This is a genomic window from Streptomyces sp. NBC_00554, from assembly GCF_041431135.1.
Lineage (GTDB): Bacteria > Actinomycetota > Actinomycetes > Streptomycetales > Streptomycetaceae > Streptomyces.
This window is the reverse complement of the sequence record NZ_CP107799.1, coordinates 7,535,718-7,562,440: the sequence shown is the minus strand read 5'-3', so window position 1 is coordinate 7,562,440 and position 26,723 is coordinate 7,535,718. Positions and strand designations below refer to the sequence as shown.

Sequence of the window (26,723 nt, the reverse complement as noted above, 5' to 3'; positions counted from 1 at the left end):
ATGGAGCCCTGAGAGGAGAAGCACCCATGGCTTCCATCGCCTGCATTCCCTCGGCCCCGGCGCCCGGGGACGCCGCCGGACTCCGCGAACGAGCGCGCGGCGCGCTGCTCGGCCTCGCCGTGGGGGACGCGCTCGGCGCGCCCGCCGAGAACATGAAGCCCTCCGAGATCCGTGCGAAGTGGGGCCGGATCACGGGGTACGTCGCCGAGCACCCGGCCGGGACCGACGACACCGAGTACGCGATCTTCTCGGGCCTGCTGCTGGCCCGGCACGGTTCGGCGCTCACCGTGACCCATGTCGAGGCGGCCTGGCACCAGTGGATCGCGGACCGGGACGAGGGCCCGTTCCGGGGCGCAGGGTTCAGCGAACGGGGCACCCTGGAGAACCTCCGCCGCGGGCTCGCCGCACCGATCTCCGCCCAGCACCGGCATGCCTGGAGCGACGGTCTCGCGATGCGCGCGGCGCCCTTCGGCGTCTTCGCCGCGGGCCGCCCCGCCGAGGCGGCCCGCCTGGTGGCGATCGACGGCTCGGTGAGCCACGAGGGCGAAGGCATCTACGGCGGCCAGGCGGTCGCCGCGGGGGTCGCTGCGGCCATGGCGGGGGCCCCGACCATCGCCGTCGTCGCCTCCGCCCTCGCCGTCATCCCGGACGACTCCTGGACCGCCCGCTCACTGCGCCGCGCGGTCGCCGTCGCCCACCGCGGCGAACGTGCGGTCCGCTCGGCGGTCGTCATCGGCGGCTACCCGTGGACCGACCTCGCCCCCGAGGCCGTCGCCCTCGCCTTCGGCGCGTACGCCGCCGCCGACGGCGACTTCACCGAGTCCGTCCTCACCGCGGTCAACATGGGCCGCGACGCCGACACGACAGCGGCGGTCGCGGGCGCCCTCGCCGGAGCAACCCGCGGCGCCTCCTCGATCCCGGCCGCGTGGGCGGCAGCGATCGGACCCGCGCTGGGCAGCTGCCTCCCCTCCATGGAGGGCCACCACGTACTGGACGTGGCGGAGTTGCTGACACCGGGGGACGACGGGAAGTGGGGTGCGGGAGGACTCGTACGAGATGAGAACGAGCTCGTACGAGGCTGGGCCGGCCCTGCACGAGAGGCCGGCCGGCCCGCACGGGAGGGGGCGGGGCCCGCAGGGGGAGGTCAGTCCCTACGCGACGGGGCTGAGCCCGTACGAGAGTGGGCTGGGCCCGCAGGAGAGGGAGCGGCTCAGCCGGTACGGGAGTGGGCTGGGCCCGTACGAGACCGGCGCGAGCCCGCCCGGAACGCGGCTCCGTACGACACGTGGCTTGGCCCCGACCCGGACGTGTTCGTCCTCGCCGCCGACGAGGACGAGGTACAGCGATGACCCCCGGCCTGATGAGAGACGAACCGGACGAGGGCCCGGCCCCCTCAGCGGACTCCGCCCCGACGATGGACTCGGCCCTGTCCCCAGCCACCGCCCTCACGGACTCGGACCCCGCGCCGGACTCCGCCCCCTCAACAGACACGGCCCTCACCACAACCTCCACCCTCGCCCCAGCCACCGCCCCCGCGGACTCCGACCCCGCACCGGACTCCGCCCCCTCAACAGACACGGCCCTCACCACAGCCATCGCCCCCGCCCCCGGCCCCGCCCCCGCGGACTCCGACCCCGCGCCGGACTCCGCCCTCTCCACAAAGACTGCCCCGTCGGCAGACGCTGCCCTTTCCCCGGATGCTTCCGCCCACTCGGCAGGCAATGTCCCCTCCGCGGACTCCCGCGGCTCCACGGACACTGCGCTCGCAACGGGTGCCGCCCTGCCAGCCGACGCTGCCCCGTCCACGGACTCCAGCCTCCCCACGGACTCCGCCCCCTCAGCAAGCACGGCCTTCTCTACGGACTCCGCCGTGCCAGCAGGCACTGCCCTGGCCACAGACTCCAACCTCGCCCCAGCCGCTGCCCTCTTCACTCGCTCCGCCTTCGCCGCAGGCACTGCCCGCTCGGCAGACCCTGCCCCCTCGGCGGACTCCGCCCCGGGGGTGGCGGGCCCCGACCCCGCCCCCGGCGACAAGAGAGCCGCCGCCCTCCCAGGGCGGCCCCGCCGTATCGAGGGGCTGCTTCTCGGTCTCGCCGCGGGCGATGCCGCCGGCTGGCCCGCCGCGCGGCATCGGGCCGCTCGGATGCCCGAGTGGACGCGGCGGCTGACGCGGGAGCTGGACACGTTCGCGGAGCAGAACGCGACGACGACGCTGCCCGTGCCGATCGCGCTGAACCAGCCGCCGGAGCCGTTGCGGCTCGGTCCGTCGGACGACGCGGAGTGGGCGGCGTTCGCGGCGGAGGCGGTGCTGCGGGCCGGGGACGCGACCGCGCTCGGGGACCTGAGCCGCGAGCGGCGTATGCGCGCTTCCATCGACCTGTCGTGGAACGCCATCGCCAGCGAGGTCGCCGCGGCGGCCGAACGCGCCCCCGAGGTCGAATCGGCCCTGCTCCCGCTCCGCGCCCGGATCTCCGTACGGGCCGGACTCGGCAACCTCGCCACCGGCCTGCGCCCGCCCGCCACCGGCCACGACAACCCCCACTACTTCGACGACGCGGCCTGCGTACGGGCCTGCGTGCTCGCCGTGGCACACCCGGGCGACCCCCGGCTCGCCGCCGAACTCGCCGAGTTCGACGCCCGCTACACCCAGGACGAGGACGGCGTCCGCGGCGCCCGGGCGATGGCCGCCGCGATCTCGCTCGCCCTCGTCGGGGCCGACGTCGACGCCTGCGCGGACGCCGCCCTCGCCGAGCTCCCCGAGTCGACGGAGATCGGCCGCAACGCCCGCCACGCGCTGAAGCTCGCCCGCGACAGCGAGGGCACCTTCGCCCTGGTCCCCCTGCTGGAACACCAGATCGTCGATCACGTGTACAGCTACGGCATCGCGGCGGCGGAAACCGTCCCCGTGGCCCTCGCTCTCGCCACCGCCGCGCGCGGCCGGATCGCCGAGGCGGTGCCCGCCGCCGCGTGCCTGTCCCGCGTCGCCGACTCGGCCCCGGCCCTCGCGGGCGCGCTCACCGGCGCGCTCGGCGGCGGCGACGCCATCCCGGCCTCCTGGCGCGACGCCTGCCGCACCCTCTCCGGCTGCGCCCTCCCCCGCCTGACCGGCACGGACTTGATCGGACTCGCCGACCTTCTGGAAGCAACAGAACTGAGTACCCCAGAGGGATGATTCGGGCATGACGCCCAAAGGAGCAGCAAGTCTGGAAGAGCGGATCACCGGAAGCCTCGTCGGGGCCGCCGTCGGCGACGCCCTCGGTGGCCCCGTCGAGGGCTACACCCCCGAGCAGATCACGGAACGCCACGGCGGCCGCGTCCACGGCATCGTCGGTCCCTGGAACGGCGACGCCTGGCGCACCGCCCGCCCCATCGCCCCGTACCACAAGGGCGACGGGCACGTCACCGACGACACCTTGATGACCCACGCGCTGGTACGCGTGTACGCCACCGTCCGCGACCACCTCGACGCGTACGCGGTCGCCGAGCACCTGGTCCCCGACCTGATGGGCAACCTGCGCTGGATCCCCGAGTTGGAGGCCGAGGCCCTCCCGCTCCAGCGGATCTTCCTCGCCGAGAAGTGGCTCGTGGCGCGACTGCACTACGGCCACGTCGACCCCCGGGAGGCCGGCACCGGCAACATCGTCAACTGCGGTGCCGCGATGTACATGGCCCCGGTCGGCCTGGTCAACGCGGCCAACCCGGCGGGCGCGTACGCCGAGGCCCTCGACATCGCGGGCGCCCACCAGTCCTCGTACGGCCGCGAGGCCGCCGGAGTCTTCGCGGCTGCGGTGGCGGCGGCCTGCGCACCGGGAGCGACGCCCGACTCGGTCGTCGCCGCGTGTCTGGCCCTGGCCAAGGACGGCACCCGCGCCGCCATCGAGGCGGTCTGCGAAGTCGCCGCCCGCCACACGAACTTCGAGTCGGCGCTGGTCCCGCTGCGCGAGGCGGTGGCCCCCTACGACACGGTGGGCCCCGACTACCGGTCCCCCTCCCTCGGCGCCCGCCGCCCGTCCCGGCTGCACACGATCGAGGAACTCCCCATCGCCCTGGGCATGTTGGTGCTCTCCGGCGGCGACTACGGCCACGCGGTCCTCGGCTCCGTGAACTACGGCCGCGACTGCGACTCCATCGCCACCATGTCCGGCGCCCTCGCGGGAGCCCTCGGCTCCGAGATCCCCCGCGACTGGGCCAAGACGGTCGCGGAGGCGAGCCGCCTCGACCTCGAGACCCCGGCGAAGTCGCTCACGGAGGTGACCCGGGAGATCTTCGAACGGGACGTACACCGCCGACGAACACACGAGACGGCGTACGCCATGCTGGCGGACCGACGGTGACACCGCTGCGCCTCACCTGGGTCCAGCCCGAGGACCTCCTCGGCCACGAACTCGCCCAGGCAACCCAGGACGGCCGCGAGCCATCAGCCATCACCGCACGCTGGCGAGCGGCGGGCGGCCCGGCGGCCCCGTCCCGCGCCGGCGCGTCCCCAACTCCGACGTCCCGATACCTCCGGGCCCTCGCAGAGGACCTCTTGGACGAACTGGCAGACCTGCCAAGAAGGTTGGCAGACCAAGAGCCGACGGACCTGACCCAGATCAAGGCCCACTGCCCGGACTGGCCGTCACCAACTGCGCCGCCGGCGCCGGGTGCCGCCCCAGCCAACCCCGCTGTGGGCATGCGTGCCGCTAGGGGCGGCACGGGTGGGCACAGCGGCACCCCGCAAACGCCGGGCCGCGCACCCACCCCCGCCTCCGCCCCCACCCAGGCCCACCTGGAAGCCGCCTGGCTGGGCCGAGCCGCAGGCTGCCTACTGGGCAAACCAGTAGAAAAGCTCCCCCTACAAGGGATCCGAGACCTGGCCCGAGCCACAGGCAACTGGCCCCTGCACACCTGGTTCACAGCAAAGGGCGTCCCCGAAGAACTCACCCACGCCCACCCGTGGAACAAACGCTCCGCGCAAACCTCCCTCGCCGAGAACATCGACGGCATGCCGGAGGACGACGACCTCAACTACCCCCTCCTGAACACCCTGTTGATCCAACGCCACGGCAGAGACTTCACCACCACGGACGTGGCCCGCCTCTGGCTGGACGAACTCCCCGCAGGCCGCACGTTCACCGCGGAACGCATCGCCTACCGCAACCTCCTCACCGGCATCGAACCCCCACGAACCGCCCGCCACCGCAACCCGTTCCGCGAATGGATCGGCGCCCTGATCCGCGCCGACGTGCACGGCTGGACGAACCCGGGCGACCCGGCAGCCGCGGCAGAACAGGCCCACCGCGACGCCACCCTCACCCACACGGCGAACGGCGTGTACGCGGCGATGTTCACGGCGGCCACGATCGCCGAGGCAGCCACCGGACGCAGCGACGTCCACACCTGCCTGCGCACCGGACTCACCGTGGTCCCGCCCGGCTCCCGGCTGGCCGAGGCGGTCCGGCACGCAGTCCAACTCGCCCGTACGACAGAGAACTTCGACGACCTCGTGGACGAACTGCACACCACCCACCGCGCCTACCACTGGGTCCACGCCATCCCCAACACCGCCCTGATCGCCGCCGCCCTCACCCACGCGAACGGCGACTTCTCCGGCTCCATCTGCCGGGCGGTGTCCGGCGGTTGGGACACCGACTCGAACGGCGCGACGGCCGGCAGCATCGCGGGCCTCCTCGCGGGCTCCCCCACCACACTCCCCGACCGCTGGACCACTCCCCTCAAGAACCGACTGGCCACCTCCATCGCCGACTTCAACGGCACCGGCTTCGACAACCTCGCCCAGCTGACCCACCTGCTCACCCGCCGGGAGGCACCCCGCCCATGACCCACATCGCCGTTCTCGGCTCCACGAACATGGACCTCGTCGCGTACGTCGCCAAGGCCCCGCAGCGCGGCGAGACCGTGACGGGCCGGGAGTTCCGTACGATCCCCGGCGGCAAGGGCGCCAACCAGGCGGTGGCCGCGGTGCACGCGGGTGCCGACGTCTCGTTGATCGGCGCGGTGGGCTACGACGCCTTCGGCAGCCAACTCCGGTCCACGCTGGAGCACTCGGGTGTGAACACCGACCATCTGCGCACCACCGAGGGCCCGTCGGGCACCGCGCACATCGTCGTCGACGACGAGGGCGGCAACGCGATCGTCGTCATCCCCGGCGCGAACGCCACGGTCTCCGCCCTCGCCCCCGGCGACGAGGGCCTCATCGCCACCGCCGACGCCCTCCTGCTGCAGCTCGAGATCCCGCAGTCCGCGGTCCTCGCGGGCGCCGAGGCAGCCCGCAGCCACGGCGTACGCACCATCCTGACCCCGTCCCCCGCCCAGCCGCTGCCACCCCAACTCCTGGCCACCATCGACCTGTTGGTGCCCAACGAACACGAGGCCGCCGCGCTCACCGGCATCACCGATCCACACGCGGCGGCTGCCGCCCTGCTCGACCAGGTGCCGGAGGTCGTCATCACGCTGGGATCGGCGGGCAGCCTGTACGCGGCCCGCGGCGCCACACCCATGACCGTGCCCGCACCCCGGGTGACCGCCGTGGACTCGACCGGCGCGGGCGACACCTTCGTCGGCACCCTCGCTGTGGCCCTCGCCGAAGGCCGGGAGATGCCGGAGGCCCTGGCCTGGGCATCGGCCGCCGCCGCGCTCTCGGTGCAGAAGGCAGGGGCGTCGTCCTCGATGCCGTACCGCGCCGAGATCGACGCCCAGGCGTCGCAGGCGTCCCAGACGTCCCAGGTCTCGCAGCACCCGCGGCCCACCTCATGAGCACGCACCCGGGGCAAGCACCCCTCACCGGCCTGCGCGTCCTCGACCTCGCCACCCTCTTCGCCGGGCCGCTCGCCGCGACCATGCTCGGCGACTTCGGCGCGGAGGTCGTCAAGGTCGAGCATCCCACCAAGCCCGACCCGTCCCGGGGGCACGGCCCGTCCAAGGACGGCATCGGTCTCTGGTGGAAGCTCCTCGGCCGCAACAAGCGCACGATCACCCTCGACCTGTCCAAGCCGGGCGGCCGCGAGACCCTCCTCCGCCTCGCCGCCACCGCCGACGTCGTCATCGAGAACTTCCGCCCCGGCACGCTGGAGAAGTGGGACCTCGGCTGGGCGGAACTCTCGGCCGCGAACCCCCGCCTCGTCCTCGCCCGGGTCACCGGCTTCGGCCAGTTCGGGCCGTACGCGCACCGCCCGGGCTTCGGCACGCTCGCGGAGGCGATGAGCGGCTTCGCGGCGATCACCGGCGAGCAGGACGCCCCGCCGACCCTGCCGCCCTTCGGCCTGGCCGACTCGATCGCGGGTCTGGCGACGGCGTACGCCGTGATGACCGCGCTGACGGCCCGCGAGCGGACCGGCGAGGGCCAGGTGGTCGACATGGCGATCATCGAACCCATCCTGACCGTCCTCGGCCCGCAGCCGCTCTGGTACGACCAGTTGGGCCACGTCCAGCCCCGCACCGGCAACCGCTCCGCGAACAACGCGCCCCGCAACACCTATCGCACAGCCGACGGTTCCTGGGTCGCGGTCTCCACCTCCGCCCAGTCGATCGCGGAACGCCTGATGCGGCTGGTCGGCCGCCCGGAGCTGATCGACGAACCGTGGTTCGCGACGGGTGCGGACCGCGCGCGCCACGCGGACGTCCTGGACGAGGCGGTCGGCGCGTGGATCGCCGACCGCACCCGCACCGAAGTCCTGGAGGCCTTCGAGAAGGCGGAGGCCGCGGTGGCCCCCATCCAGGACGTACGGGACGTGATGACGGACCCGCAGTACGAGGCGCTGGACACCATCACCACCGTCCAGGACCCCGAACTCGGCCCCCTCCGCATGCAGAACGTCCTCTTCCGGCTCTCCTCCACCCCCGGCGCGATCCACTGGGCGGGCCGCCCGCACGGCGCGGACACCGACACGGTCCTCGCCGAACTCGGCCTGACGGAGCGGGAGATCGACGCCCTGCGAGCGGAGGGAGCCCTGTGACCGCGGGGCACCTCCCCCTCACCTGGCTGTACGTCCCCGGCGACCGCCCGGAGGTCGTCGCCAAGGCGCTGGTGTCGGGCTCGGACGTCGTTCTCATCGACCTGGAGGACGCGGTTGCCCCGGACCGCAAGGAGTACGCCCGCGCGGCCACCGCGGAACTCCTCTCCGAGCCCCCGCCCGTCCCGGTCCACGTCCGCGTGAACGCCCTGGACAGCCCACAAGCGGAAGCCGACCTCAAGACCCTCTCCCCGCTTCCAGGTCTGTCGGGGCTCCGCCTCCCCAAAGTCACCTCACCCGCCGACGTCGTCCGGGTCGCGGAGAACGCGACCCCCTCCGGCGGCGGCGCGATCCCGCTGTACGCCCTCCTGGAAACGGCCCTCGGCGTGGAGCATGCCTTCACCATCGCGTCCTCGCACCGGGCCCTGCGCGGCATCGCCCTCGGCGAGGCCGACCTACGGGCGGACCTGGGCGTACGGGGTGACGCGGGCCTGGACTGGTCCCGCGCCCGCGTGGTGGTGGCCGCCCGCGCCGCCGGCCTGGCTCCGCCCGCCCAGTCCATCTACCCCGACATCCGCGACCTCGACGGCCTCGCCGCCTCCTGCACCCACGGCCGCACCCTCGGCTTCCTCGGCCGCACCGCCATCCACCCCCGCCAGCTCCCGGTCATCGAGCAGTCCTACCTCCCGACCCCCGAAGAAATCGAAACCGCCGAAGCAATCCTCAAAGCAGCCACCACCGACCCCGGCGCCCAGGCCCTCCCCGACGGCACCTTCGTGGACGCGGCGGTGGTAGCAGGCGCCCACCGAACACTCGCGCTGGCACACCGAAGGAGCTGACGCGGGAACGCGAAGGGGGCGCCGCATCCTGAGATGCGGCGCCCCCTTCGACGTACAGAAAACCGTCAGCTCTTCTTGGCCGACTCGGCCTCGTCCGCCGCGGACTCCTTGGACTCCTTGGACTCCTTGGACTCCTTGGACTCCTTGGACTCCTTGGACTCCTTGGACTCCTTGGACTCCGAGGGCTCAGCGCCCTCGTCGGACTCCGGGGCCTCGGCGTCAGCCGGCTCCGCATCGGCCGATTCGGCCTTGTCCAGGTCGACGGCGTCACCCTCGCTGTCGCCCTCACCGTCACCCTCGCCGGAGGCCACCGCGGCCGGCTCCACGACCTCCTCGCGCCCAGGCCGCATCCGCGCCGAGAGCACGAGGTAGACCACCGCGAGGAGGAAGACCACGATCGCGGTCCAGTTGTTGAGACGCATGCCCAGGACGTGGTGGGCCTCGTCGACGCGCAGGTACTCGATCCAGAAACGGCCGACGCAGTACGCGGCGACGTACAGCGCGAACGCCCGCCCGTGCCCGAGCTTGAAGCGGCGGTCCGCCCAGATGACGAGGAAGCCGACGCCGACGCACCACAGGGACTCGTACAGGAACGTCGGGTGGTACAGCCCCGGCACCCGGCCGTCCGTCGAGGACGTGATCTTCAGCGCCCAGGGGAGGTCCGTCGACTTGCCGTAGAGCTCCTGGTTGAACCAGTTGCCCCAGCGCCCGATGGCCTGTGCGAAGACGATGCCGGGAGCGAGGGCGTCGGCCCAGGCGGGCAACGGGATGCCGCGTCGGCGGCAGCCGATCCACGCACCCACCGCACCGAGCGCGATCGCGCCCCAGATACCGAGCCCGCCCTCCCAGATCTTGAAGGCGTCCACCCAGTCGCGGCCCTCGCTGAAGTACAGCTCGTAGTCCGTGATCACGTGGTAGAGCCGGCCGCCGACCAGGCCGAACGGCACGGCCCAGACAGCGATGTCGGCCGTCGTGCCGGGCAGCCCACCGCGGGCGATCCAGCGCTTGTTGCCGAGCCAGACGGCTACGAAGACGCCGATGATGATGCAGAACGCGTAGCCGCGCAGCGGAATGGGGCCGAGATGCAGCACACCCTGCGACGGACTGGGGATATAGGCAAATTCCATGGCAGGGTCGACGCTACCGTGCCGGACGCGGCCCACGGCAAGCGGCCCGGCAACGGCTCCATAACGGGAGGTGCCCCCGGCCTGCGAGAAGCCGGGGGCACTGGACCGGGAGACGAGGGGCTCAGCCCTTGTTCGCCGCCTCCACCATCTGCTTCAGCTTCGCCGGGGTCATCGACTGGTCCGCGTAGATGTTCGTGCCGCCGAGCAGCACGGTCGGCGTGCCGCTGAAACCGCTGCTCTGGAAGGCGGCGTTGGACTTCACGACCCAGCTGTCGTGCGTGCCGTCGTTGACACACTTCTGGAACGCGGCCGTGTCCAGGCCGTCGACCTTGCCCGCCAGCTCGATGAGCTTGCTGTTGTCGGCGAAGGCGTCGTCGGTCTCCTCGGGCTGGTTCTCGTACAGCACGTCGTGGTACGCGGTGAACTTTCCGGCGTCCTGGGCGCAGGCCGCGGCGTTGGCGGCCTTGCGGGAGCCGCTGCCCCCCATGTTCCCGTCGATGATCGTGACGAGGTGGTACTCGACCTTCAGCTGGCCGGCGTTCACCAGCTCGTGAATCGTCGAGCGGTAGGCGGTCTCGAAGGACTTGCACGCAGGGCAGCGGAAGTCCTCCCACACCGTGAGGGTCGACTTGGCGGTGTCCTTGCCGACGGGGATCGCGAGGCTGTCCTTGCCGGTCGCGCCCGAGGGCGTCACGACCGGGCCGGAGGCGTCACTCTTCTTGTCCTTGCCGGAGTTGGCGGCCACCACGCCGATCACCGCGGCCAGGCCAAGGACACAGACCACCGAAGCCCCCACGATCAGCGCCCGACGGCGCTTCTCCGCGGTCTTCTGCTTCTCTCGCTCGACCGCCAGCCGCTCGCGGGCATTGCGCTTTCCGTCACGGTTCTTCTCGCTCACATCCGGCAGAACGAACCGGGAAGGCGCAGCGCGCCTCCCCGGTCCCAGGTCCACCCGTTCGAGTGAGCGGATTGTCCGTTACGTACACGTAGGCACTGTCTGCTACAGCGCCCCTCGCACACCCTTCGCAAGGTCGGCGGCGAGCGCGCGTACGGCCTCCAGGCCGGCCGCCTCGTCCGGCGCGTCCAGGATCCGCTTCACGAAGGCGGACCCGACGATCACACCGTCGGCGAAGCCGGCCACCTCGGCGGCCTGCTCGGCGCTGGAGACGCCGAGGCCGACGCAGACGGGCAGTTCGGTGGTGGCCTTGGTGCGCCGCACCAGGTCCTGCGCCTGGGCGCCCACCGACGCACGGGTGCCGGTGACGCCCATCAGCGAGGCCGCGTACACGAAGCCGGAGCCCGCCGCGGTGATCTCGGCGAGCCTGGCGTCCTTGCTGCTGGGCGCGACGACGAAGACGGTCGCGAGCCCGTGCTTCTCGGCGTGCTCCCTCCACAGCGCCGACTCCTGCACCGGAAGGTCGGGCAGGATGCATCCGGCGCCGCCCGCTTCCGCCAGTTCGGCGGTGAAGCGCTCGACTCCGTAGCGGTCGATCGGATTCCAGTACGTCATCACGAGCACCGGCTTGCCAGTGGCCTCGTAGGCCTCCCGGACCGTCCGCATCACATCGGCGATCTTGACTCCGCCGCGCAGGGCGATGTCGTCGGCGGTCTGGATGACGGGGCCGTCGAGGACGGGGTCGCTGTGCGGCAGACCGACCTCGACGATGTCGGCGCCCCCGTCGAAGACGGCCTTGATGGCCTCGATCCCGCCGTCGACGGTCGGGAACCCGGCCGGCAGGTACGCGATGAGCGCGGACCGCCCTTCCGCCTTGGCACCGGCGAGGGCGTCACTCAACAGCTGGATGTTGCCGCTCACTTGGCGTCCCCCTCGATCTCGGCGTTCTCGCCCTCGGCGTCCGCGGCGACGGACGCGTCGGTCTCGTACAGGCCGAAGTAACGGGCGGCCGTGTCCATGTCCTTGTCGCCACGGCCGGACAGGTTGATGAGGATCAGCCCGTCCGGACCCAGCTCCTTGCCGACCTCCAGGGCTCCGGCCAGCGCGTGCGCGCTCTCGATCGCCGGGATGATGCCCTCGCTGCGGGAGAGCAGGCGCAGGGCCTGCATCGCCGCGTCGTCGGTGACCGCGCGGTACTCGCCGCGGCCGCTGTCCTTGAGGTAGGAGTGCTCGGGCCCGATGCCCGGGTAGTCCAGACCGGCCGAGATCGAGTACGGCTCGGTGATCTGGCCTTCCTCGTCCTGGAGGACGTAGGACCGCGAGCCGTGCAGGATGCCCGGCTCGCCCGCCGTCAGGGTCGCGGCGTGCTCACCGGTCTCGACACCGTGCCCCGCCGGCTCGCAGCCGATGAGGCGTACGTCGGCGTCGGGGATGAAGGCGTGAAAGAGCCCGATGGCGTTCGACCCGCCGCCGACACAGGCGACGGCGGCGTCGGGGAGCCGTCCGGCGCGCTCCAGGATCTGCCGCCGTGCCTCGACCCCGATGACCCGGTGGAAGTCGCGCACCATGGCGGGGAAGGGGTGCGGACCGGCGACGGTCCCGAACAGGTAGTGGGTGTGGTCGACGTTGGCGACCCAGTCGCGGAAGGCCTCGTTGATGGCGTCCTTCAACGTCCGGCTGCCGGACTTCACGGCGATGACCTCGGCGCCCAGCATGCGCATGCGCGCGACGTTGAGAGCCTGCCTCTGGGTGTCGATCTCGCCCATGTAGATGGTGCATTCGAGGCCGAAGAGGGCGCAGGCGGTGGCGGTGGCGACGCCGTGCTGGCCCGCCCCGGTCTCCGCGATGACGCGCGTCTTGCCCATCCTCCGGGTGAGCAGAGCCTGCCCGAGGACGTTGTTGATCTTGTGGGATCCGGTGTGGTTGAGATCTTCCCGCTTGAGGAACACCCGTGCGCCACCGGCGTGTTCGGCGAAGCGCGGCACCTCGGTCAGCGCGCTGGGCCGCCCGGTGTAGTGGGCGAGCAGGTCGTCGAGCTCACGGGCGAACTCGGGGTCGGACTTCGCCTTGTCGTACTCGACGGCGACCTCGTCCACGGCGGCGACCAGCGCCTCCGGGATGAACTTGCCGCCGTACGCGCCGAAGTACCCCTCGGCGCTGGGAACTTGACCCTCGGGGTCGGGAATGAAGAACTCGCTGGGCATGCGGCTACCTCGCAGGGGCGTCGGCCCCGGTTACGGGTCGGACAGGGGTTCACGTTATCGACGTACGCACGCATGCCTCGAGCGACGGGCCCCCGCTGGGGGCACCTTTGCCGGACCGGCCAAGCCCGCCGGTGTCCTCGCCTGCATGGGGACGCCCTGGCGAAAGAAGCACCGCAAGGCGGTTCTCTCCGCCGCGACGGCGAGAAGCCCGATGACGGTGATCGGCGGTGCCGAACCGGCCGGAACCACAGTCGGCAACGGGCGGAGCCCGAGCCGGACGGCGGAGCCGGAGTTCTTTCCAGGTCGGCTCACCCGCAGGGTGAAACGGCCCGGAACGGCGTCAGCGTGCGCGCGCGAGGCGCCATCGCATGCCGTTGACCTGGCCCGGCTCATCGCCGATGACATAGCGGACGCGGCGTCCGTGGACACGGCGCGCGGGCGCCCGGCAGCCACGCGGGCGGCAGCCCCGGGCGAGGCGGGCGTAGGCGTCCTGGGCGGCCGGGAGCGGCACGGCCGACCCCACGCAGGCCGAACCCCCGTCGGGGCGCGGGCCCGGACGGGAGGTGGCGGTGGCGTGGGGCGAGGTGGGCACCGGAGTGTCAGCCCCGTCCGTGGCGCAGGGCGGGGTGGGCCCCCGCCGCTACCAGGTCGGAGACCGCCGTCTTGGGGTCGCGGCCGGTGACGAGGGACTCGCCGACCAGGACCGCGTCGGCGCCGGCGTTGGCGTACGCAATGAGGTCGTGCGGGCCGCGGACGCCGGACTCGGCGATCTTGACGATGCCGGCCGGGATCTCGGGGGCGACGCGCTCGAAGGTGGAGCGGTCCACCTTGAGGTCCTTGAGATTGCGCGCGTTGACGCCGATGACCTTCGCGCCGGCGTCCACCGCCCGCTCGGCCTCGTCCTCGTCGTGCACCTCGACGATCGGCGTGAGCCCGATGGACTCGGCGCGCTCGATGAGGGACTCCAGGGCGGCCTGGTCGAGGGCGGCCACGATCAGCAGCGCGAGGTCGGCGCCGTACGCACGGGCCTCCCACAGCTGGTACGACGTGACGATGAAGTCCTTGCGCAGTACGGGGATGTCGACCTTGGCCCGGACGGCCTCCAGGTCGGCAAGCGAGCCGCCGAAGCGGCGCTGCTCGGTGAGGACCGAGATGACGGCCGCGCCGCCCGCCTCGTAGTCCGCGGCGAGGGCGGCCGGGTCGGCGATCGCGGCGAGCGCGCCCTTGGACGGGCTGGAGCGCTTGACCTCGCAGATGACCTTGACGCCGTCGCCGCGCAGGGCCGCCACGCCGTCCTTGGCCGCCGGAGCCTTCGCCGCGCGCTCCTTGAGCTCGTCGAGGCTGACGCGCGCCTGCCGCTCCGCGAGGTCGGCACGGACTCCGTCGATGATCTCGTCGAGCACACTCACGCGAGCGGCCCCCTTCCCTGCGGTGGAGAGTTGAAGCGGTTGAGCGGCTGACCCGGGTTCACCGCCTGGGACGGTTCGGACGTGTCAGACGCGTCACTGCGATGGTATCCGGAGGAAGGCGTAGACCTCGCATCCGGTTGACGCCGGTCCCACTACCTGGACCTTTGTCATTTGATCAAGGGTGCAGCCAGCCACCGAACGGCAGGTTCCGGACAACCGTGAAGACCAGCACCAACGCGCCGACGGTCCACAGCTGAACCCGCCCCAGCTCGATCCGCGCCGGGCGCCCGCGCACCGACCGAACCACCCAGACGGTCCACACCACCGCGAAGCCCAGATACCCCACGACGGCGAGCGCGTTGTCCGTGAGCGCCGCCGCGAAGTCCCCGTGGACGAAGGCGTGCGCACTGCGCAGACCGCCGCAGCCGGGGCAGTACACGCCGGTGAGCCGCAGCAGCGGGCAGACGGGGTAGTGCCCGGGCTGGTTGGGGTCGACGGCCCCGACGTACGCGAAGGCACCGACGACGGCCGCGAGCACCCCACCGGGAACGGCGAGCCGCCGCAGTACGGCGCCGGCTCCGGACTCCGCGCCCTGTGCCACCCTCTGGGATTCGGCGTTCACCCCACGCATTCTGCCCCTCCCCCGCCCGGAACGCCCGTACGTGCGAGAGGCGGCCCCGGCACATACGCCGGAACCGCCTCTCACCAGGTCTACGGGACGCTCAGCCCTCGACGCCGACGGCCTCACGCTCACGGACCGGGGCCGCGGGCTTGGCCTTCGTCTTGCCCAGGCCCGCCGCCTGCATCACCATGCCGACGACACCACCGAGACCGACGATGACCAGACCGGCCCAGAAGCCCAGCGGGTCGGCCAGCACCGTGAAGGCGCCGGAGACGCAGAACCCGATGAAGGCGATGGTGACACCGGTCCAGGCGGCCGGGGTGTGACCGTGGCTGCTGCCCGCCATGACTTGCTCCTCGTTGCTGTGTATGTGCTGCGTACGTGTGGTGGGTCGGACGCTCGACGACCATTGTCCCGTACTCGCGGGCATGAGGTGAGCGGGGGGTCTCTCCTCGCGCGTCGGTTCCGCAGGGTCGTGACGAAAGTCCCGGGCCGGAGGTCCTTGCGAACACCGGGACTCGGGTGACTCAGGTCCCTGCCGGGTCAGGACCCGTCGGGTCCTCGCCCCGGTCGAGCGCCTTCCAGATGTCCTCGGGGCGGTCCGGGTCGACCGGCTTGGCCTTGCGCGGCCGGGGCGCCCCGTCGCGCTCGTAGCGGCCCGACATCGCGGGCCAGAGCCGCCCATAGCGCAGCGCAAGGAGACCCGCGAGGAGGATGAGGGCGCCGCCCGCGGCGGCGACGTACGGCCAGGCGGTGTGGCTGAGCGCGGCCGCGGTGGCGGCGGTGTCGCCGGAGGCCGCCGCGGCCTTCTCGTCGAGCGCGGAGCTGTCGCCGGCGCCGAGCACGGCCGCGACGACGATGCCCGCGCCGGAGAGCGCGAGCAGCGCGGAGACCAGGAAGCGCCCGGAGCGGCGTACGGCGAAGACGGCGACGAGCGCGGCGAGGCCCACTATGGCGAGCGCCGCGGGCACGCCCGTGACGTCGCTGCCCGCGGCGGTCAGCGGAAAGTCGCCGCCGGCCACCGTCGCGGTGCCCGCCGACCAGTTCTGGCGGGTCGCCAGCAGCGCCACGGCCGCGCCGAGGGCGCCGCTGAGCAGGGCGACGGCAAGGCTGCGGCGGCCGGACCTGGCGGGTCCGGCGGCTTCGGATCGGGGATGCGGAACAGCAGTCACGTACTCCACTATCGCCTGAACCCCGGGCGAACCGTCACCCGGGGTTCACGTGACACTCGTCCTATTGCCCGAGCCGGTTCGCCGTGTGCACCGCGCGCAGCACCGCGGCGGCCTTGTTCCGGCACTCGTTGTCCTCCGCGACCGGGTCGGAGTCGGCGACCACGCCCGCCCCGGCCTGCACATAGGCCGTGCCGTCCCGCAGCAGCGCCGTACGGATGGCGATGGCGGTGTCGGAGTCGCCCGCGAAGTCGAGATAGCCGACGCAGCCGCCGTACAGCCCCCTTCGGGACGGCTCCAGCTCGTCGATGATCTGCATCGCGCGCGGCTTGGGCGCGCCGGAGAGGGTGCCCGCGGGGAAGCAGGCGGTGAGGACGTCGAAGGCGGTGCGGCCAGGGGCGACCCGGCCGGTGACCGTCGAGACGATGTGCATGACGTGCGAGTACCGCTCGATGGACATGAAGTCGACGACCTCGACGGAGCCGGGTTCGCAGACCCGTCCGAGGTCGTTGCGCCCCAGGTCGACGAGCATGAGGTGCTCGGCGCGCTCCTTGGGGTCGGCGATCAGCTCGTCGGCGAGGGCCTGGTCCTCCTGGACGGTGGCGCCGCGCGGCCGGGTGCCCGCGATGGGGTGCACCATCGCCTGCCCGTCCTCGACCTTGACGAGGGCCTCCGGGGACGAGCCGACGACGTCGAACCCGTCGAAGCGGAACAGGTACATGTACGGGGAGGGATTGGTCGCCCGCAGCACCCGGTACACGTCCAACGCGCTTGCCGTGCACGGCGTTTCGAAGCGCTGGGAGGGGACGACCTGGAAGGCCTCGCCCGCCCGGATGCGCTCCTTGATGTCCTCGACGGCGTCCTGGTAGTCGGGGCCGCCCCAGAGCGCGGTGTACTCGGGGAGCTCGGAGGGCGGCAGCGCGGCGGGCGGCTGGGAGACCGCGCGCGAGAGGTCCGCCTCCATGGCGTCCAGGCGCGCGACCGCGTCCGCGTACGCCTCGTCGACGCCCGTGTCGAGGTCGTTGTGGTTGATCGCGTTGGCGATCAGCTGGACCGAGCCGTCCCAGTGGTCCATGACGGCGAGGTCGCTGGTGAGCAGCATGGTCAGCTCGGGGAGCTTCAGGTCGTCGCGCTCGCCGGGGCCGATCTTCTCCAGTCGGCGCACGATGTCGTAGCCGAGGTAGCCGACCATGCCGCCGGTGAACGGGGGCAGGCCCTCGCCGTGCGGGGTGTGCAGGGCCTCGATGGTGGCGCGCAGGGCGACGAGCAGGTCGCCCTCGACGGGGACGCCGACGGGCGGGGTGCCGAGCCAGTGGGCCTGCCCGTCGCGCTCGGTCAGGGTCGCGGCGGAGCGGACGCCCACGAAGGAGTAGCGGGACCAGGAGCGGCCGTTCTCGGCGGATTCCAGGAGGAAGGTGCCGGGGCGCTCGGCGGCCAGCTTGCGGTAGAGCGCGACCGGCGTGTCACCGTCCGCGAGGAGCTTGCGGCTGACGGGGATCACGCGCCGGTCGGTGGCCAGCTTGCGGAAGGTCTCAAGGTCCATGGCGGCAGACCTTACTGATCCCGTGCCGGTACGCCGGAATCGGCGCCCTCGATCGGTCCGTCGGCGTCCTTGAGCAGCACGTCGGCGTCGAAGCAGGTGCGGGCGCCGGTGTGACACGCCGCGCCCACCTGGTCGACCTTGACGAGCACGGTGTCGGCGTCGCAGTCCAGGGCGACGGACTTCACGTGCTGGAAGTGGCCGGAGGTGTCGCCCTTGACCCAGTACTCCTGGCGGCTGCGCGACCAGTACGTGCAGCGGCCCGTGGTGAGCGTGCGATGCAGCGCCTCGTCGTCCATCCAGCCGAGCATCAGCACCTCACCGGTGTCGTACTGCTGGGCGATGGCGGGGACGAGCCCGTCGGCGGCGCGCTTGAGGCGCGCGGCGATCTCGGGGTCCAGGCTGCTGGGCGGGGGCGTGCTGGTCATGCGGTCCATTGTGCCGCGCCGGTGGGACCCGCCCGGCCGTTGTCCACAGGCCGGACAGGCCCTAGGCCCCCGTCCGCCGCTGTCCACTGGGCGGAGTGTGGGGGTAGCCGTACGCTGGCTGTATGTCGACCCATGCGAAGCGTGAACGACTTCTCCTCGCCGACCTGTTGGAGGCCGAGGGCCCGGACGCCCCCACTCTGTGCGAGGGCTGGAACACCCGTGATCTCGCCGCGCACGTGGTGGTGCGTGAGCGCCGTGCCGACGCCGCGGGAGGGACCTGGATCAAACAGCTCGCGCCGCGTCTGGAGCGGGTGATGACGGAGTTCGCCGAGAAGCCGTACGAGGAGCTGATCCAGCTGATCCGTACGGGTCCGCCGCGTTTCTCCCCGTTCTCGCTGAAGCAGATCGACGAGGCGGCGAACGTCATCGAGTTCTACGTCCACACCGAGGACGTACGCCGTGCGCAGCCGGACTGGACGCCGCGCGCCCTCGACCCGGTCTTCCAGGACGCCCTGTGGTCCCGTCTGGAGCGCACGGCCCGGCTGACGGGACGCAGCGCCCCGACGGGCCTTGTGCTGCGCCGGCCGGACGGCCAGACGGCGGTCGCGCACAAGGGCACGCCAGTCGTGACGGTGACCGGCGAGCCCTCGGAGCTGCTGATGTTCGCCTTCGGCCGGCAGCAGGTGGCCGATGTCGAGCTGGACGGCGACAAGGACGCGATCGCGAAGCTGCACGAGGCGAAGCAGCTCGGTCTCTGACCGCTGCCCGGGCTCTGCCCGCTACTCCGGGTCGGACCGCTGCTCCGGGTCGGACCGCTGCTCCGGGTCGGACCGCTACTTCGGCAGCTCGGCGCGCCGCAGCGGTGCCACGCACAGGGCGAGCACCCCGCCGAGCCCGCAGACCGCCGCGCTGGTGACGAAGACCGGCCCGGTGCCCCACCAGCCGATCGCGGCGGCGGTCACCGGCATGCTGAGCGGTGCGAGGCCGAGGCTGACGATGCCGGAGACGGAGCCGACCCGGCCCAGGTAGGCGGGGTCCGCCTGGGTCTGCAGCAGCGCTCCGCACAGTGCGCCGCTGAGCCCGGCGAGCAGCCCGATGAGGAGGGCGACACCGACGGCGACGGCCAGCGAGGGCACGTACGCGAGCGAACCGATCGCCACCGAACCCGCCAGGATCGCCACCCCGGCCAGCCGCCCCGCGCGCGGCAGTCGGCCGCGCACGGTCAGCAGCATGGCGGCGGCCCCCGCACCGGTCCCGAACCCGGCGAGCACCCAGCCCATCCCGGAGGCGCCCCAGCCGCGCTGGTCGGCCAGCAGGGTCAGCCCCACGTTGAGCGGTCCGACGAAGCCAAGGTCGCCGAGCGCGATGGCGGCGATGAGCGGCGCGAGGACGGGGTGCCGCCGGATGTACCGCAGCCCGTCACGGAGGTCGCGCCACGGTGTGCGCTCCGCGACCTCGTCGTCAGTAGGCAGCTCCTTCATGCGTACGGAGACCAGCAGCGGCACCGACAGGGCGATCAGCATCCCCGCGAGCCCGAAGGCCGCCGCCGCGCCGCCGAGAGCCACGCACAGGCCGCCGAGCGGAGCGCCCACCACGTTGGCGAAGCGGATCGCGAGACCCCGCATGCCCTGGACGCGGGCGAGCTGGCCGCGGCTCGTGACGCGCGCCGGGAGGGCGCCCACGGCGGGCATGAAGACGGCGTCGACGGTGCCGAAGACTATGGCGAGCAGGGCGAGCAGCCACAACCCGGGGCCGGTCGCGAACAGCAGCGCGGCCACCGCGAGGACCGCCGCGCAGCGCACGGCGTCACTGCCGATGACGACCTTCCGCGGCCCGAAGCGGTCGGCGACCACTCCCCCGCCCAGCATCAGCAGCGCCCGTGGCACGGCGCTCACGGCCATCACGAGGCCGGCCTGCGAGGGCGTACCGGCCTGGACTGCCGCCCAGGACAACGCGATGTAGTAGACGTTGTCGCCGAGCATCGACGCGGTGTAGGCGCCGAGCCAGCGCAGCACGTTTCCGTCGCGGTGGGCGGGCTTTTCGGGGGCGGCTGGGGCCGAGGCCTGGCGCAGGGTGGTCGTGGTCACGGAACGCGTCCTCTCAGGGGCGGAACGGGAAGCCGTACAGGTGCAGCGCGACGTTCTCGCGCCCTTCGGTGGCGCCGGCCGCTTCGTCGGCGCGGCCCTGGTCGTCGTACTTCCTGATGACCGTGAGCAACTCCTCCTGTAGCGCGCCGAGTTCGGCGGCCGTCAGCCGGAGCGTGGCCTCCGCGTCGGCGGCGGCGTCGTTCCACTCGGTGGGCCAGGTGGCGCGCTCGTCGAGGTAGCGCCGGTAGTGGTCGCCGCGCTCCTCGTGGAAGAGCCGGGTGAAGGCCAGGTGCGCGGCCTGCTTCTCGGGCGCGTCCCGGAAGTCCACGCCCCGGACGGTCACGCCGTCCGAGGCGGGCTCCCACCAGCGCTCCCGGCCGTCCCCGCTGCGCGGCTCGGCCTCCTGGATCAGCCCGTGCTCGGCGAGCTTGCGCAGGTGGTAACTGACCAGCGAGGGCGCCTCGTCGACCTGTTCGCCCAGCTGGGACGCGGTCGCGGCACCGGTCACGTTCAACGCCCGGTACAGCTTCATCCGCAGCGGATGTCCCAGGGCCTTGAGCGTGCCCACATCCGTGATGCGGCGGTTCTCCTTGCTTGCCATGCCTCCACCGTAGATGTGAAAGAAAAATTGCGCAACTAAAATTGCGCAACTTTCCTTTCACGTCTTGGAGCGTCCGGACACGGCTGAGCCCCGGCCACCAACTGGCCGGGGCTCAAAGGCGGATGACCTCAGCGAACGGGATACCCCGCCCCCTTCAGCGTCTCCTTCACCTCGCCGATCCGCAGATCCCCGAAGTGGAAGACGGACGCGGCGAGCACCGCGTCGGCGCCCGCGGCGATGGCGGGCGGGAAGTGGGCGAGCCGCCCCGCGCCGCCGCTGGCGATCAGCGGAACGGTCACGTGCTTGCGTACGGCCTCGATCATCTCGATGTCGTAGCCGTCCTTCGTGCCGTCCGCGTCCATCGAGTTGAGCAGGATCTCCCCCGCGCCCAGCTCGGCGGCCCGGTGCGCCCACTCCACGGCGTCGATGCCGGTGCCCTTGCGCCCGCCGTGGGTGGTGACCTCGAAGGAGCCGCTCTCCGTGCGACGGGCGTCCACCGACAGCACGAGCACCTGCCGCCCGAACCGCTCGGCGATCTCGCGGATGAGCTCGGGCCGGGCGATCGCCGCCGTGTTGACCCCGACCTTGTCGGCGCCCGCCCGCAGCAGCTTGTCCACGTCCTCGGCGGTGCGCACGCCACCCCCCACGGTCAGCGGGATGAAGACCTGCTCGGCCGTGCGGCGCACCACGTCGTACGTGGTCTCGCGGTTGCCGGAGGACGCCGTGATGTCCAGGAAGGTCAGCTCGTCGGCGCCCTCGGCGTCGTACACCTTGGCCATCTCGACGGGGTCGCCCGCGTCGCGCAGGTTCTGGAAGTTGACACCCTTGACGACCCGGCCGTTGTCGACGTCCAGGCAGGGGATGACTCGTACGGCGAGCGTCATGACTCGGAGGCCCCCCGGTACGCCTCCACCTCGACCTCGACGACCAGACTCGGGTCCACGAAACCGGAGACGATGATCATCGATGCGGCGGGGCGGACGGAGTCGAACAGCTCCTTGTGGGCGCGGCCGACATCCTCCACGTCACGGGCGTGGGTGATGTACATACGTGTGCGGACAACATCGTCGCGACCGAGGCCCAGCTGCTCGAGCGCCGCGAACGCGACGTTGAAGGAGTTGACCGTCTGCTCGTACGGGGCGCCGGCGGCGATCTCCCCGTTGACCACGGACGTGCACCCGGCGACCAGCACCAGACCGTTCGGCAGCTCCACCGCGCGGGAGTAGCCGAAGGCCTCCTCCCAGGGCGCGCCGGTCGAGATCCGTCGTACGCCGCTCACAGGGCAGCCACCGCTTCCAGGGCCTCTTCCAGGGTGAACGCCTTCGCGTACAGGGCCTTCCCGACGATCGAGCCCTCGACGCCGAGGGGCACGAGCTCGGCGATGGCGCGCAGGTCGTCCAGGGAGGACACGCCTCCCGAGGCGACGACCGGGCGGTCCGTCGCCGCGCACACATTGCGCAGCAGCTCCAGGTTGGGGCCCTGCAGCGTGCCGTCCTTGGCGATGTCCGTCACCACGTACCGCGCGCAGCCCTCGGAGTTGAGGCGCTCCAGGGTCTCGTAGAGGTCGCCGCCGTCGCGGGTCCAGCCGCGGCCGCGCAGCGTCGTGCCGCGTACGTCGAGACCGACCGCGATCTTGTCGCCGTGCTGGGCGATGACCTTGGCGACCCACTCGGGGGTCTCCAGGGCGGCGGTGCCGAGGTTGACGCGGGTGCAGCCGGTGGCGAGCGCGGCGGCCAGGGTGTCGTCGTCGCGGATACCGCCGGACAGCTCCACTTTGATGTCCATGGCGCCGGCGACCTCGGCGATCAGCTTGCGGTTGTCGCCGGTGCCGAACGCGGCGTCCAGGTCGACGAGGTGCAGCCACTCGGCGCCCGACCGCTGCCAGGCGAGCGCGGCTTCCAGCGGGGAGCCGTACGAGGTCTCCGTACCGGATTCGCCGTGGACGAGCCGGACGGCCTGGCCGTCGCGGACGTCGACGGCGGGGAGGAGTTCGAGCTTCGAAGGCATCAGAGGGTTCCGATCCAGTTGTTCAGCAGCTGCGCTCCGGCGTCGCCGGACTTCTCGGGGTGGAACTGGGTGGCCCACAGGGCGCCGTTCTCGACGGCCGCCACGAAGGGCTTGCCGTGCGTGGACCAGGTCACCAGGGGCGGCCGTATCAGCGGGTTCCCGACCTCGAGAGACCAGTCGTGGACGGCGTAGGAGTGCACGAAGTAGAAGCGCGCGTCTGCTTCGAGACCCGCGAAGAGCTGCGAGGCGGCCGGGGCTTCGACGGTGTTCCAGCCCATGTGCGGCACGATCTCGGCCTGGAGCGGCTCGACCGAGCCGGGCCACTCGTCGAGGCCCTCGGTCTCCACGCCGTGCTCGATGCCGCGCGCGAAGAGGATCTGCATGCCCACGCAGATGCCCATCACCGGGCGCCCGCCGGCCAGCCGACGGCCGATGATCCAGTCGCCGCGGGCCTCACGGAGGCCCTTCATGCAGGCGGCGAACGCGCCGACACCCGGCACCAGCAGCCCGTCCGCGTTCATGGCCTTGTCGTAGTCACGCGTTATCTCGACCTCGGCACCGGTGCGGGCGAGAGCACGCTCGGCGCTGCGCACATTGCCGAAGCCGTAGTCGAAGACGACGACCTTCTTGGGGGCGGTCAATTCCACACCTCCAACCGCAGGACCCCCGCCACGAGACACATCGCGGCACCGATCGAGAGCAGCACGATGAGGCTCATCGGCATCTTCTGCTTGACGAAGGAGTAGACACCGCCGAGGAGAAAGAGCCCGACGACGATGAGGACGGTGTTGAGGCCTGTCATGGCTTTACAGCGCACCCTTCGTGGAGGGGAGGATGCCGGCGGCGCGCGGGTCACGCTCAGAGGCGTAACGCAGCGCGCGGGCCAGCGCCTTGAACTGGCACTCCACGATGTGGTGCGCGTTGCGCCCGTAGGGCACGTGCACGTGCAGTGCGATCTGGGCCTGCGCGACGAAGGACTCCAGGATGTGCCGGGTCATCGTCGTGTCGTACTCGCCGATCATCGGCGCCATCTTCTCGGGCTCGGTGTGCACGAGGTAGGGGCGGCCTGAGAGGTCGACGGTCACCTGGGCGAGCGACTCGTCCAGCGGGACCGTGCAGTTGCCGAAGCGGTAGATCCCCACCTTGTCGCCGAGCGCCTGCTTGAAGGCGGCGCCGAGCGCGAGGGCGCTGTCCTCGATGGTGTGGTGCGAGTCGATGTGCAGGTCGCCCTCGGTCTTCACGGTCAGGTCGAACAGACCGTGCCGGCCGAGCTGGTCGAGCATGTGGTCGTAGAAGCCGACACCTGTCGACACATCGACCTTGCCGGTTCCGTCGAGATCGATCTCGACGAGGACCGACGTCTCCTTGGTCACCCGCTCAACTCTTCCGACGCGGCTCATGCGCTCTGCTCCTTCTTCAGTTCACGGACCGCGTCCAGGAACGCGTCGTTTTCGGCGGGGGTTCCGGCGGTGACCCGCAGCCACCCCGGGATGCCGTTGTCCCGGACCAGGACGCCCCGGTCGAGGATCTTCTGCCATGCCTCATGGGAGTCGGCGAACCGCCCGAACTGCACGAAGTTGGCGTCCGACTCGGTCACGTCGTAGCCGATCGCGCGCAGTTCGACGACCAGCCGGTCCCGCTCGGCCTTCAGCTGCTCCACGTATCCCAGCAGGGTGTCGGTGTGCTCCAGGGCGGCCAGCGCGGTCGCCTGGGTGACGGCCGACAGGTGGTACGGCAGCCGTACGAGCTGGACCGCGTCGACGACCGCCGGGTGCGCGGCGAGATAGCCGAGCCGCAGCCCGGCCGCGCCGAACGCCTTGGACATCGTCCGCGAGACGACGAGATTCGGCCGACCTTCGATCAGCGGCAGCAGCGAGTCGCCGTGGCTGAACTCGATGTACGCCTCGTCGACCACCACCATCGACGGCTTCGCCGCCTGCGCGGCCTCGTACAGCGCGAGGACCGTCTCGGGCGGGACCGCGTTGCCCGTGGGATTGTTGGGGGTGGTGATGAAGACGACGTCCGGCCGGTTCTCGGCGATGGCCTGCTCGGCGGCGGCGAGGTCGATCGTGAAGTCCTCGTTGCGCGGACCGGAGATCCAGCCCGTCCCGGTGCCGCGCGAGATGAGCGCGTGCATCGAGTACGAGGGCTCGAAACCGATCGCGGTTCGGCCGGGTCCGCCGAAGGTCTGCAGCAGTTGCTGGATGACCTCGTTGGAGCCGTTCGCCGCCCAGACGTTGTCGACGCCGACCGGGTGCTTGCCGGTCCTCGTCAGGTACTTGGCCAGTTCGGTGCGCAGCTCCACCGCGTCCCGGTCGGGATAGCGGTTGAGGTTCCGGGCGGCCTCGCGCACCCGCTCGGCGATCCGCTCGACGAGCGGTTCGGGCAGCGGGTACGGGTTCTCGTTGGTGTTGAGGCGTACGGGGACGTCGAGTTGGGGCGCGCCGTAGGGGGTCTTGCCGCGCAGCTCGTCGCGTACGGGGAGATCGTCGATGCCGGTCACTTGCTGGGCACCTTCCACGCGAACCGGGCCTTGATCGCCGCGCCGTGCGCGGGCAGGTCCTCCGCCTCCGCGAGTGTCACCACGTGGTGGGCGACCTCCGCGAGGGCATCGCGTGTGTAGTCCACGATGTGGATCCCGCGCAGGAAGGACTGGACCGACAGACCCGAGGAGTGGCAGGCGCAGCCGCCGGTGGGGAGCACGTGGTTGGAGCCGGCCGCGTAGTCGCCCAGCGAGACGGGCGCCCAGGGGCCGACGAAGATCGCACCGGCGTTCCGTACGCGGTCCGCGACCGCGCTCGCGTCGGCCGTCTGGATCTCCAGGTGCTCGGCGCCGTACGCGTTGACGACCCTGAGGCCCTCGTCGATGCCGTCGACGAGGACGATCGCGGACTGCCTGCCGGCCAGCGCCGGAACGATCCGGTCCTCGATGTGCTTGGTCGCCGCGACCTGCGGCTCGAGCTCCTTCTGGACCGCGTCGGCCAGTTCCACGGAGTCCGTGACGAGGACTGCGGCGGCCAGCGGGTCGTGCTCGGCCTGGCTGATCAGGTCGGAGGCGACGTGCACCGGGTCGGCGCTCTCGTCGGCGAGGATCGCGATCTCGGTGGGACCGGCCTCGGCGTCGATGCCGATCCTGCCCGCGAAGTAGCGCTTGGCGGCGGCGACCCAGATGTTGCCGGGGCCGGTGACCATGTTGGCGGGCGGGCAGGACTCGGTGCCGTACGCGAACATCGCGACGGCGGTGGCGCCGCCGGCCGCGTACACCTCGTCCACGCCGAGCAGCTCGCAGGCGGCGAGGATCGTCGGGTGCGGCAGGCCGCCGAACTCGGCCTGGGCGGGCGAGGCGAGGGCGATCGACTCGACGCCGGCCTCCTGCGCCGGGACCACGTTCATGATCACGGACGACGGGTAGACGGACCGGCCGCCGGGCGCGTACAGCCCGACCCGGTCGACCGGCAGCCACTTCTCGGTGACCGAGCCGCCGGGCACGACCTGGGTGGTGTGCGTGGTGCGGCGCTGCTCGCGGTGGACGATGCGGGCGCGCCGGATGGACTCCTCCAGGGCGGCGCGCACCGCCGGGTCGAGCTGCTCCAGCGCGTCACTGAGCGCCTGGGCCGGCACCCGTACCGACTCCAGACGTACGCCGTCGAACTTCTCGGCGAAGTCGATCAGCGCCGCGTCTCCCCGATGATGCACGGCCTCGCAGATCGGACGCACCTTCTCCAGGGCGGCCGAGACGTCGAAGTCGGCTCGGGGCAGCAGGTCGCGCAGAGCGGGGCCCTCGGGGAGGGCGTCGCCGCGCAGATCGATTCGGGAGATCACGTGCCCAATTCTCTCAGACGG

The 26,723-nt window shown here is 71.9% G+C and carries 29 protein-coding genes; 8 read left to right on the top strand and 21 right to left on the bottom strand.

Annotation, left to right across the window (positions count from 1 at the left end; genetic code table 11):
• Nucleotides 1-26: 26 nt before the first annotated feature.
• The 7 genes from OG266_RS33320 (at nucleotide 27) to OG266_RS33290 (ending at nucleotide 8,791) form a co-directional block, all read left to right on the top strand.
• Complete coding sequence (locus OG266_RS33320) at nucleotides 27-1,349, top strand: ADP-ribosylglycohydrolase family protein (protein ID WP_371550226.1); 1,323 nt, start codon at nucleotides 27-29, stop codon at nucleotides 1,347-1,349.
• A gap of 521 nt (nucleotides 1,350-1,870) precedes the next feature.
• Nucleotides 1,871-3,172, top strand: coding sequence for an ADP-ribosylglycohydrolase family protein (locus OG266_RS33315; RefSeq protein ID WP_371550224.1), 1,302 nt, complete (start codon nucleotides 1,871-1,873; stop codon nucleotides 3,170-3,172).
• A gap of 7 nt (nucleotides 3,173-3,179) precedes the next feature.
• A complete protein-coding gene (locus OG266_RS33310) occupies nucleotides 3,180-4,334 on the top strand; it encodes an ADP-ribosylglycohydrolase family protein (RefSeq protein ID WP_371550222.1) in 1,155 nt (384 codons plus the stop codon).
• A complete protein-coding gene (locus tag OG266_RS33305; RefSeq protein ID WP_371550220.1) occupies nucleotides 4,331-5,821 on the top strand; it encodes an ADP-ribosylglycohydrolase family protein in 1,491 nt (496 codons plus the stop codon). The genes OG266_RS33310 and OG266_RS33305 overlap by 4 nt, the downstream gene beginning before the upstream one ends.
• Complete coding sequence (rbsK, locus tag OG266_RS33300; RefSeq protein ID WP_371550218.1) at nucleotides 5,818-6,756, top strand: ribokinase; 939 nt, start codon at nucleotides 5,818-5,820, stop codon at nucleotides 6,754-6,756. The genes OG266_RS33305 and rbsK overlap by 4 nt, the downstream gene beginning before the upstream one ends.
• On the top strand, nucleotides 6,753-7,955 hold the full coding sequence (locus OG266_RS33295) for a CaiB/BaiF CoA transferase family protein (protein ID WP_371550217.1): 1,203 nt from the start codon (nucleotides 6,753-6,755) through the stop codon (nucleotides 7,953-7,955). The genes rbsK and OG266_RS33295 overlap by 4 nt, the downstream gene beginning before the upstream one ends.
• The gene (locus OG266_RS33290) at nucleotides 7,952-8,791 is read left to right on the top strand and encodes a CoA ester lyase (protein ID WP_371550215.1); all 840 of its coding nucleotides are present in this window, start codon (nucleotides 7,952-7,954) and stop codon (nucleotides 8,789-8,791) included. The genes OG266_RS33295 and OG266_RS33290 overlap by 4 nt, the downstream gene beginning before the upstream one ends.
• A 65-nt stretch (nucleotides 8,792-8,856) precedes the next feature.
• Here OG266_RS33290 and lgt read toward each other — a convergent pair whose 3' ends face one another.
• The 11 genes from lgt to hisI form a co-directional block, all read right to left on the bottom strand.
• The gene (gene lgt, locus OG266_RS33285) at nucleotides 8,857-9,918 is read right to left on the bottom strand and encodes a prolipoprotein diacylglyceryl transferase (RefSeq protein WP_371550213.1); all 1,062 of its coding nucleotides are present in this window, start codon (nucleotides 9,916-9,918) and stop codon (nucleotides 8,857-8,859) included.
• Between the two features lie 121 nt (nucleotides 9,919-10,039).
• A complete protein-coding gene (locus OG266_RS33280; RefSeq protein WP_266465394.1) occupies nucleotides 10,040-10,816 on the bottom strand; it encodes a thioredoxin domain-containing protein in 777 nt (258 codons plus the stop codon).
• Between the two features lie 102 nt (nucleotides 10,817-10,918).
• On the bottom strand, nucleotides 10,919-11,734 hold the full coding sequence (trpA, locus tag OG266_RS33275; protein WP_371550211.1) for a tryptophan synthase subunit alpha: 816 nt from the start codon (nucleotides 11,732-11,734) through the stop codon (nucleotides 10,919-10,921).
• Entirely contained in the window at nucleotides 11,731-13,017 is a 1,287-nt protein-coding gene (trpB, locus tag OG266_RS33270) for a tryptophan synthase subunit beta (RefSeq protein ID WP_371550209.1), read from the bottom strand. Before trpB ends, trpA begins: the two co-directional genes overlap by 4 nt.
• 340 nt (nucleotides 13,018-13,357) lie before the next feature.
• A complete protein-coding gene (gene trpM / locus OG266_RS33265) occupies nucleotides 13,358-13,609 on the bottom strand; it encodes a tryptophan biosynthesis modulator TrpM (protein WP_371550206.1) in 252 nt (83 codons plus the stop codon).
• A 7-nt stretch (nucleotides 13,610-13,616) separates the two neighbouring features.
• Complete coding sequence (trpC, locus tag OG266_RS33260; RefSeq protein WP_266465385.1) at nucleotides 13,617-14,426, bottom strand: indole-3-glycerol phosphate synthase TrpC; 810 nt, start codon at nucleotides 14,424-14,426, stop codon at nucleotides 13,617-13,619.
• A gap of 175 nt (nucleotides 14,427-14,601) precedes the next feature.
• The gene (locus tag OG266_RS33255) at nucleotides 14,602-15,057 is read right to left on the bottom strand and encodes a DUF2752 domain-containing protein (protein WP_266465382.1); all 456 of its coding nucleotides are present in this window, start codon (nucleotides 15,055-15,057) and stop codon (nucleotides 14,602-14,604) included.
• A 91-nt stretch (nucleotides 15,058-15,148) separates the two neighbouring features.
• Nucleotides 15,149-15,394: an HGxxPAAW family protein gene (locus OG266_RS33250; RefSeq protein WP_266465379.1), complete on the bottom strand. Its 246-nt coding sequence runs from the start codon at nucleotides 15,392-15,394 to the stop codon at nucleotides 15,149-15,151.
• Nucleotides 15,395-15,575: 181 nt separating this feature from the next.
• Nucleotides 15,576-16,229: a TIGR02234 family membrane protein gene (locus OG266_RS33245; protein WP_326723755.1), complete on the bottom strand. Its 654-nt coding sequence runs from the start codon at nucleotides 16,227-16,229 to the stop codon at nucleotides 15,576-15,578.
• Between the two features lie 52 nt (nucleotides 16,230-16,281).
• The gene (locus OG266_RS33240) at nucleotides 16,282-17,760 is read right to left on the bottom strand and encodes an anthranilate synthase component I (RefSeq protein ID WP_371550203.1); all 1,479 of its coding nucleotides are present in this window, start codon (nucleotides 17,758-17,760) and stop codon (nucleotides 16,282-16,284) included.
• 11 nt (nucleotides 17,761-17,771) lie between these two features.
• Nucleotides 17,772-18,185 (bottom strand): phosphoribosyl-AMP cyclohydrolase, encoded by a 414-nt coding sequence (gene hisI, locus OG266_RS33235; protein ID WP_329548175.1) that lies wholly within the window; start codon nucleotides 18,183-18,185, stop codon nucleotides 17,772-17,774.
• 122 nt (nucleotides 18,186-18,307) lie between these two features.
• Here hisI and OG266_RS33230 point away from each other — a divergent pair, with 122 nt between their 5' ends.
• A complete protein-coding gene (locus OG266_RS33230) occupies nucleotides 18,308-18,943 on the top strand; it encodes a TIGR03085 family metal-binding protein (protein WP_371550200.1) in 636 nt (211 codons plus the stop codon).
• Nucleotides 18,944-19,018: 75 nt separating this feature from the next.
• On the opposite strand, the gene OG266_RS33225 is transcribed toward OG266_RS33230, so the two are convergent.
• From OG266_RS33225 to hisD, 10 genes are all read right to left on the bottom strand, one after another.
• Entirely contained in the window at nucleotides 19,019-20,272 is a 1,254-nt protein-coding gene (locus OG266_RS33225) for an MFS transporter (RefSeq protein WP_371550198.1), read from the bottom strand.
• 13 nt (nucleotides 20,273-20,285) lie between these two features.
• A complete protein-coding gene (locus tag OG266_RS33220) occupies nucleotides 20,286-20,873 on the bottom strand; it encodes an ArsR/SmtB family transcription factor (RefSeq protein WP_371550197.1) in 588 nt (195 codons plus the stop codon).
• Nucleotides 20,874-21,001: 128 nt separating this feature from the next.
• Nucleotides 21,002-21,757 carry an imidazole glycerol phosphate synthase subunit HisF gene (hisF, locus tag OG266_RS33215; protein WP_266465358.1) on the bottom strand — a complete coding sequence of 252 codons (756 nt, stop codon included), beginning with the start codon at nucleotides 21,755-21,757 and terminating at the stop codon, nucleotides 21,002-21,004.
• On the bottom strand, nucleotides 21,754-22,152 hold the full coding sequence (locus tag OG266_RS33210) for a RidA family protein (protein ID WP_266465355.1): 399 nt from the start codon (nucleotides 22,150-22,152) through the stop codon (nucleotides 21,754-21,756). The genes hisF and OG266_RS33210 overlap by 4 nt, the downstream gene beginning before the upstream one ends.
• Nucleotides 22,149-22,880: a bifunctional 1-(5-phosphoribosyl)-5-((5-phosphoribosylamino)methylideneamino)imidazole-4-carboxamide isomerase/phosphoribosylanthranilate isomerase PriA gene (priA, locus tag OG266_RS33205; RefSeq protein ID WP_266465352.1), complete on the bottom strand. Its 732-nt coding sequence runs from the start codon at nucleotides 22,878-22,880 to the stop codon at nucleotides 22,149-22,151. The genes OG266_RS33210 and priA overlap by 4 nt, the downstream gene beginning before the upstream one ends.
• Nucleotides 22,880-23,527 (bottom strand): imidazole glycerol phosphate synthase subunit HisH, encoded by a 648-nt coding sequence (gene hisH, locus OG266_RS33200; protein WP_266465349.1) that lies wholly within the window; start codon nucleotides 23,525-23,527, stop codon nucleotides 22,880-22,882. Before hisH ends, priA begins: the two co-directional genes overlap by 1 nt.
• Nucleotides 23,518-23,682, bottom strand: coding sequence for a hypothetical protein (locus tag OG266_RS33195; RefSeq protein WP_266465347.1), 165 nt, complete (start codon nucleotides 23,680-23,682; stop codon nucleotides 23,518-23,520). The genes hisH and OG266_RS33195 overlap by 10 nt, the downstream gene beginning before the upstream one ends.
• Before the next feature lie 4 nt (nucleotides 23,683-23,686).
• A complete protein-coding gene (gene hisB, locus OG266_RS33190) occupies nucleotides 23,687-24,280 on the bottom strand; it encodes an imidazoleglycerol-phosphate dehydratase HisB (RefSeq protein ID WP_329548171.1) in 594 nt (197 codons plus the stop codon).
• Entirely contained in the window at nucleotides 24,277-25,383 is a 1,107-nt protein-coding gene (locus OG266_RS33185) for a histidinol-phosphate transaminase (RefSeq protein WP_266465341.1), read from the bottom strand. Before OG266_RS33185 ends, hisB begins: the two co-directional genes overlap by 4 nt.
• Nucleotides 25,380-26,702 (bottom strand): histidinol dehydrogenase, encoded by a 1,323-nt coding sequence (gene hisD, locus OG266_RS33180; RefSeq protein WP_371550192.1) that lies wholly within the window; start codon nucleotides 26,700-26,702, stop codon nucleotides 25,380-25,382. Before hisD ends, OG266_RS33185 begins: the two co-directional genes overlap by 4 nt.
• Nucleotides 26,703-26,723: the final 21 nt, after the last annotated feature.

Excerpts from the sequence above, each read along its gene's own strand:
- OG266_RS33320 (WP_371550226.1), top strand. The coding sequence starts at position 27 with ATGGCTTCCATCGCCTGCATTCCCTCGGCCCCGGCGCCCGGGGACGCC.
- lgt (WP_371550213.1), bottom strand. The coding sequence starts at position 9,918 with ATGGAATTTGCCTATATCCCCAGTCCGTCGCAGGGTGTGCTGCATCTC.
- trpB (WP_371550209.1), bottom strand. The coding sequence starts at position 13,017 with ATGCCCAGCGAGTTCTTCATTCCCGACCCCGAGGGTCAAGTTCCCAGC.
- OG266_RS33230 (WP_371550200.1), top strand. The coding sequence starts at position 18,308 with ATGTCGACCCATGCGAAGCGTGAACGACTTCTCCTCGCCGACCTGTTG.
- OG266_RS33295 (WP_371550217.1), top strand. The coding sequence starts at position 6,753 with ATGAGCACGCACCCGGGGCAAGCACCCCTCACCGGCCTGCGCGTCCTC.
- OG266_RS33195 (WP_266465347.1), bottom strand. The coding sequence starts at position 23,682 with ATGACAGGCCTCAACACCGTCCTCATCGTCGTCGGGCTCTTTCTCCTC.
- OG266_RS33255 (WP_266465382.1), bottom strand. The coding sequence starts at position 15,057 with ATGCGTGGGGTGAACGCCGAATCCCAGAGGGTGGCACAGGGCGCGGAG.
- hisB (WP_329548171.1), bottom strand. The coding sequence starts at position 24,280 with ATGAGCCGCGTCGGAAGAGTTGAGCGGGTGACCAAGGAGACGTCGGTC.
- OG266_RS33250 (WP_266465379.1), bottom strand. The coding sequence starts at position 15,394 with ATGGCGGGCAGCAGCCACGGTCACACCCCGGCCGCCTGGACCGGTGTC.
- hisF (WP_266465358.1), bottom strand. The coding sequence starts at position 21,757 with ATGACGCTCGCCGTACGAGTCATCCCCTGCCTGGACGTCGACAACGGC.
- OG266_RS33310 (WP_371550222.1), top strand. The coding sequence starts at position 3,180 with ATGACGCCCAAAGGAGCAGCAAGTCTGGAAGAGCGGATCACCGGAAGC.
- rbsK (WP_371550218.1), top strand. The coding sequence starts at position 5,818 with ATGACCCACATCGCCGTTCTCGGCTCCACGAACATGGACCTCGTCGCG.
- OG266_RS33220 (WP_371550197.1), bottom strand. The coding sequence starts at position 20,873 with ATGGCAAGCAAGGAGAACCGCCGCATCACGGATGTGGGCACGCTCAAG.
- hisI (WP_329548175.1), bottom strand. The coding sequence starts at position 18,185 with ATGACCAGCACGCCCCCGCCCAGCAGCCTGGACCCCGAGATCGCCGCG.
- OG266_RS33240 (WP_371550203.1), bottom strand. The coding sequence starts at position 17,760 with ATGGACCTTGAGACCTTCCGCAAGCTGGCCACCGACCGGCGCGTGATC.
- priA (WP_266465352.1), bottom strand. The coding sequence starts at position 22,880 with ATGCCTTCGAAGCTCGAACTCCTCCCCGCCGTCGACGTCCGCGACGGC.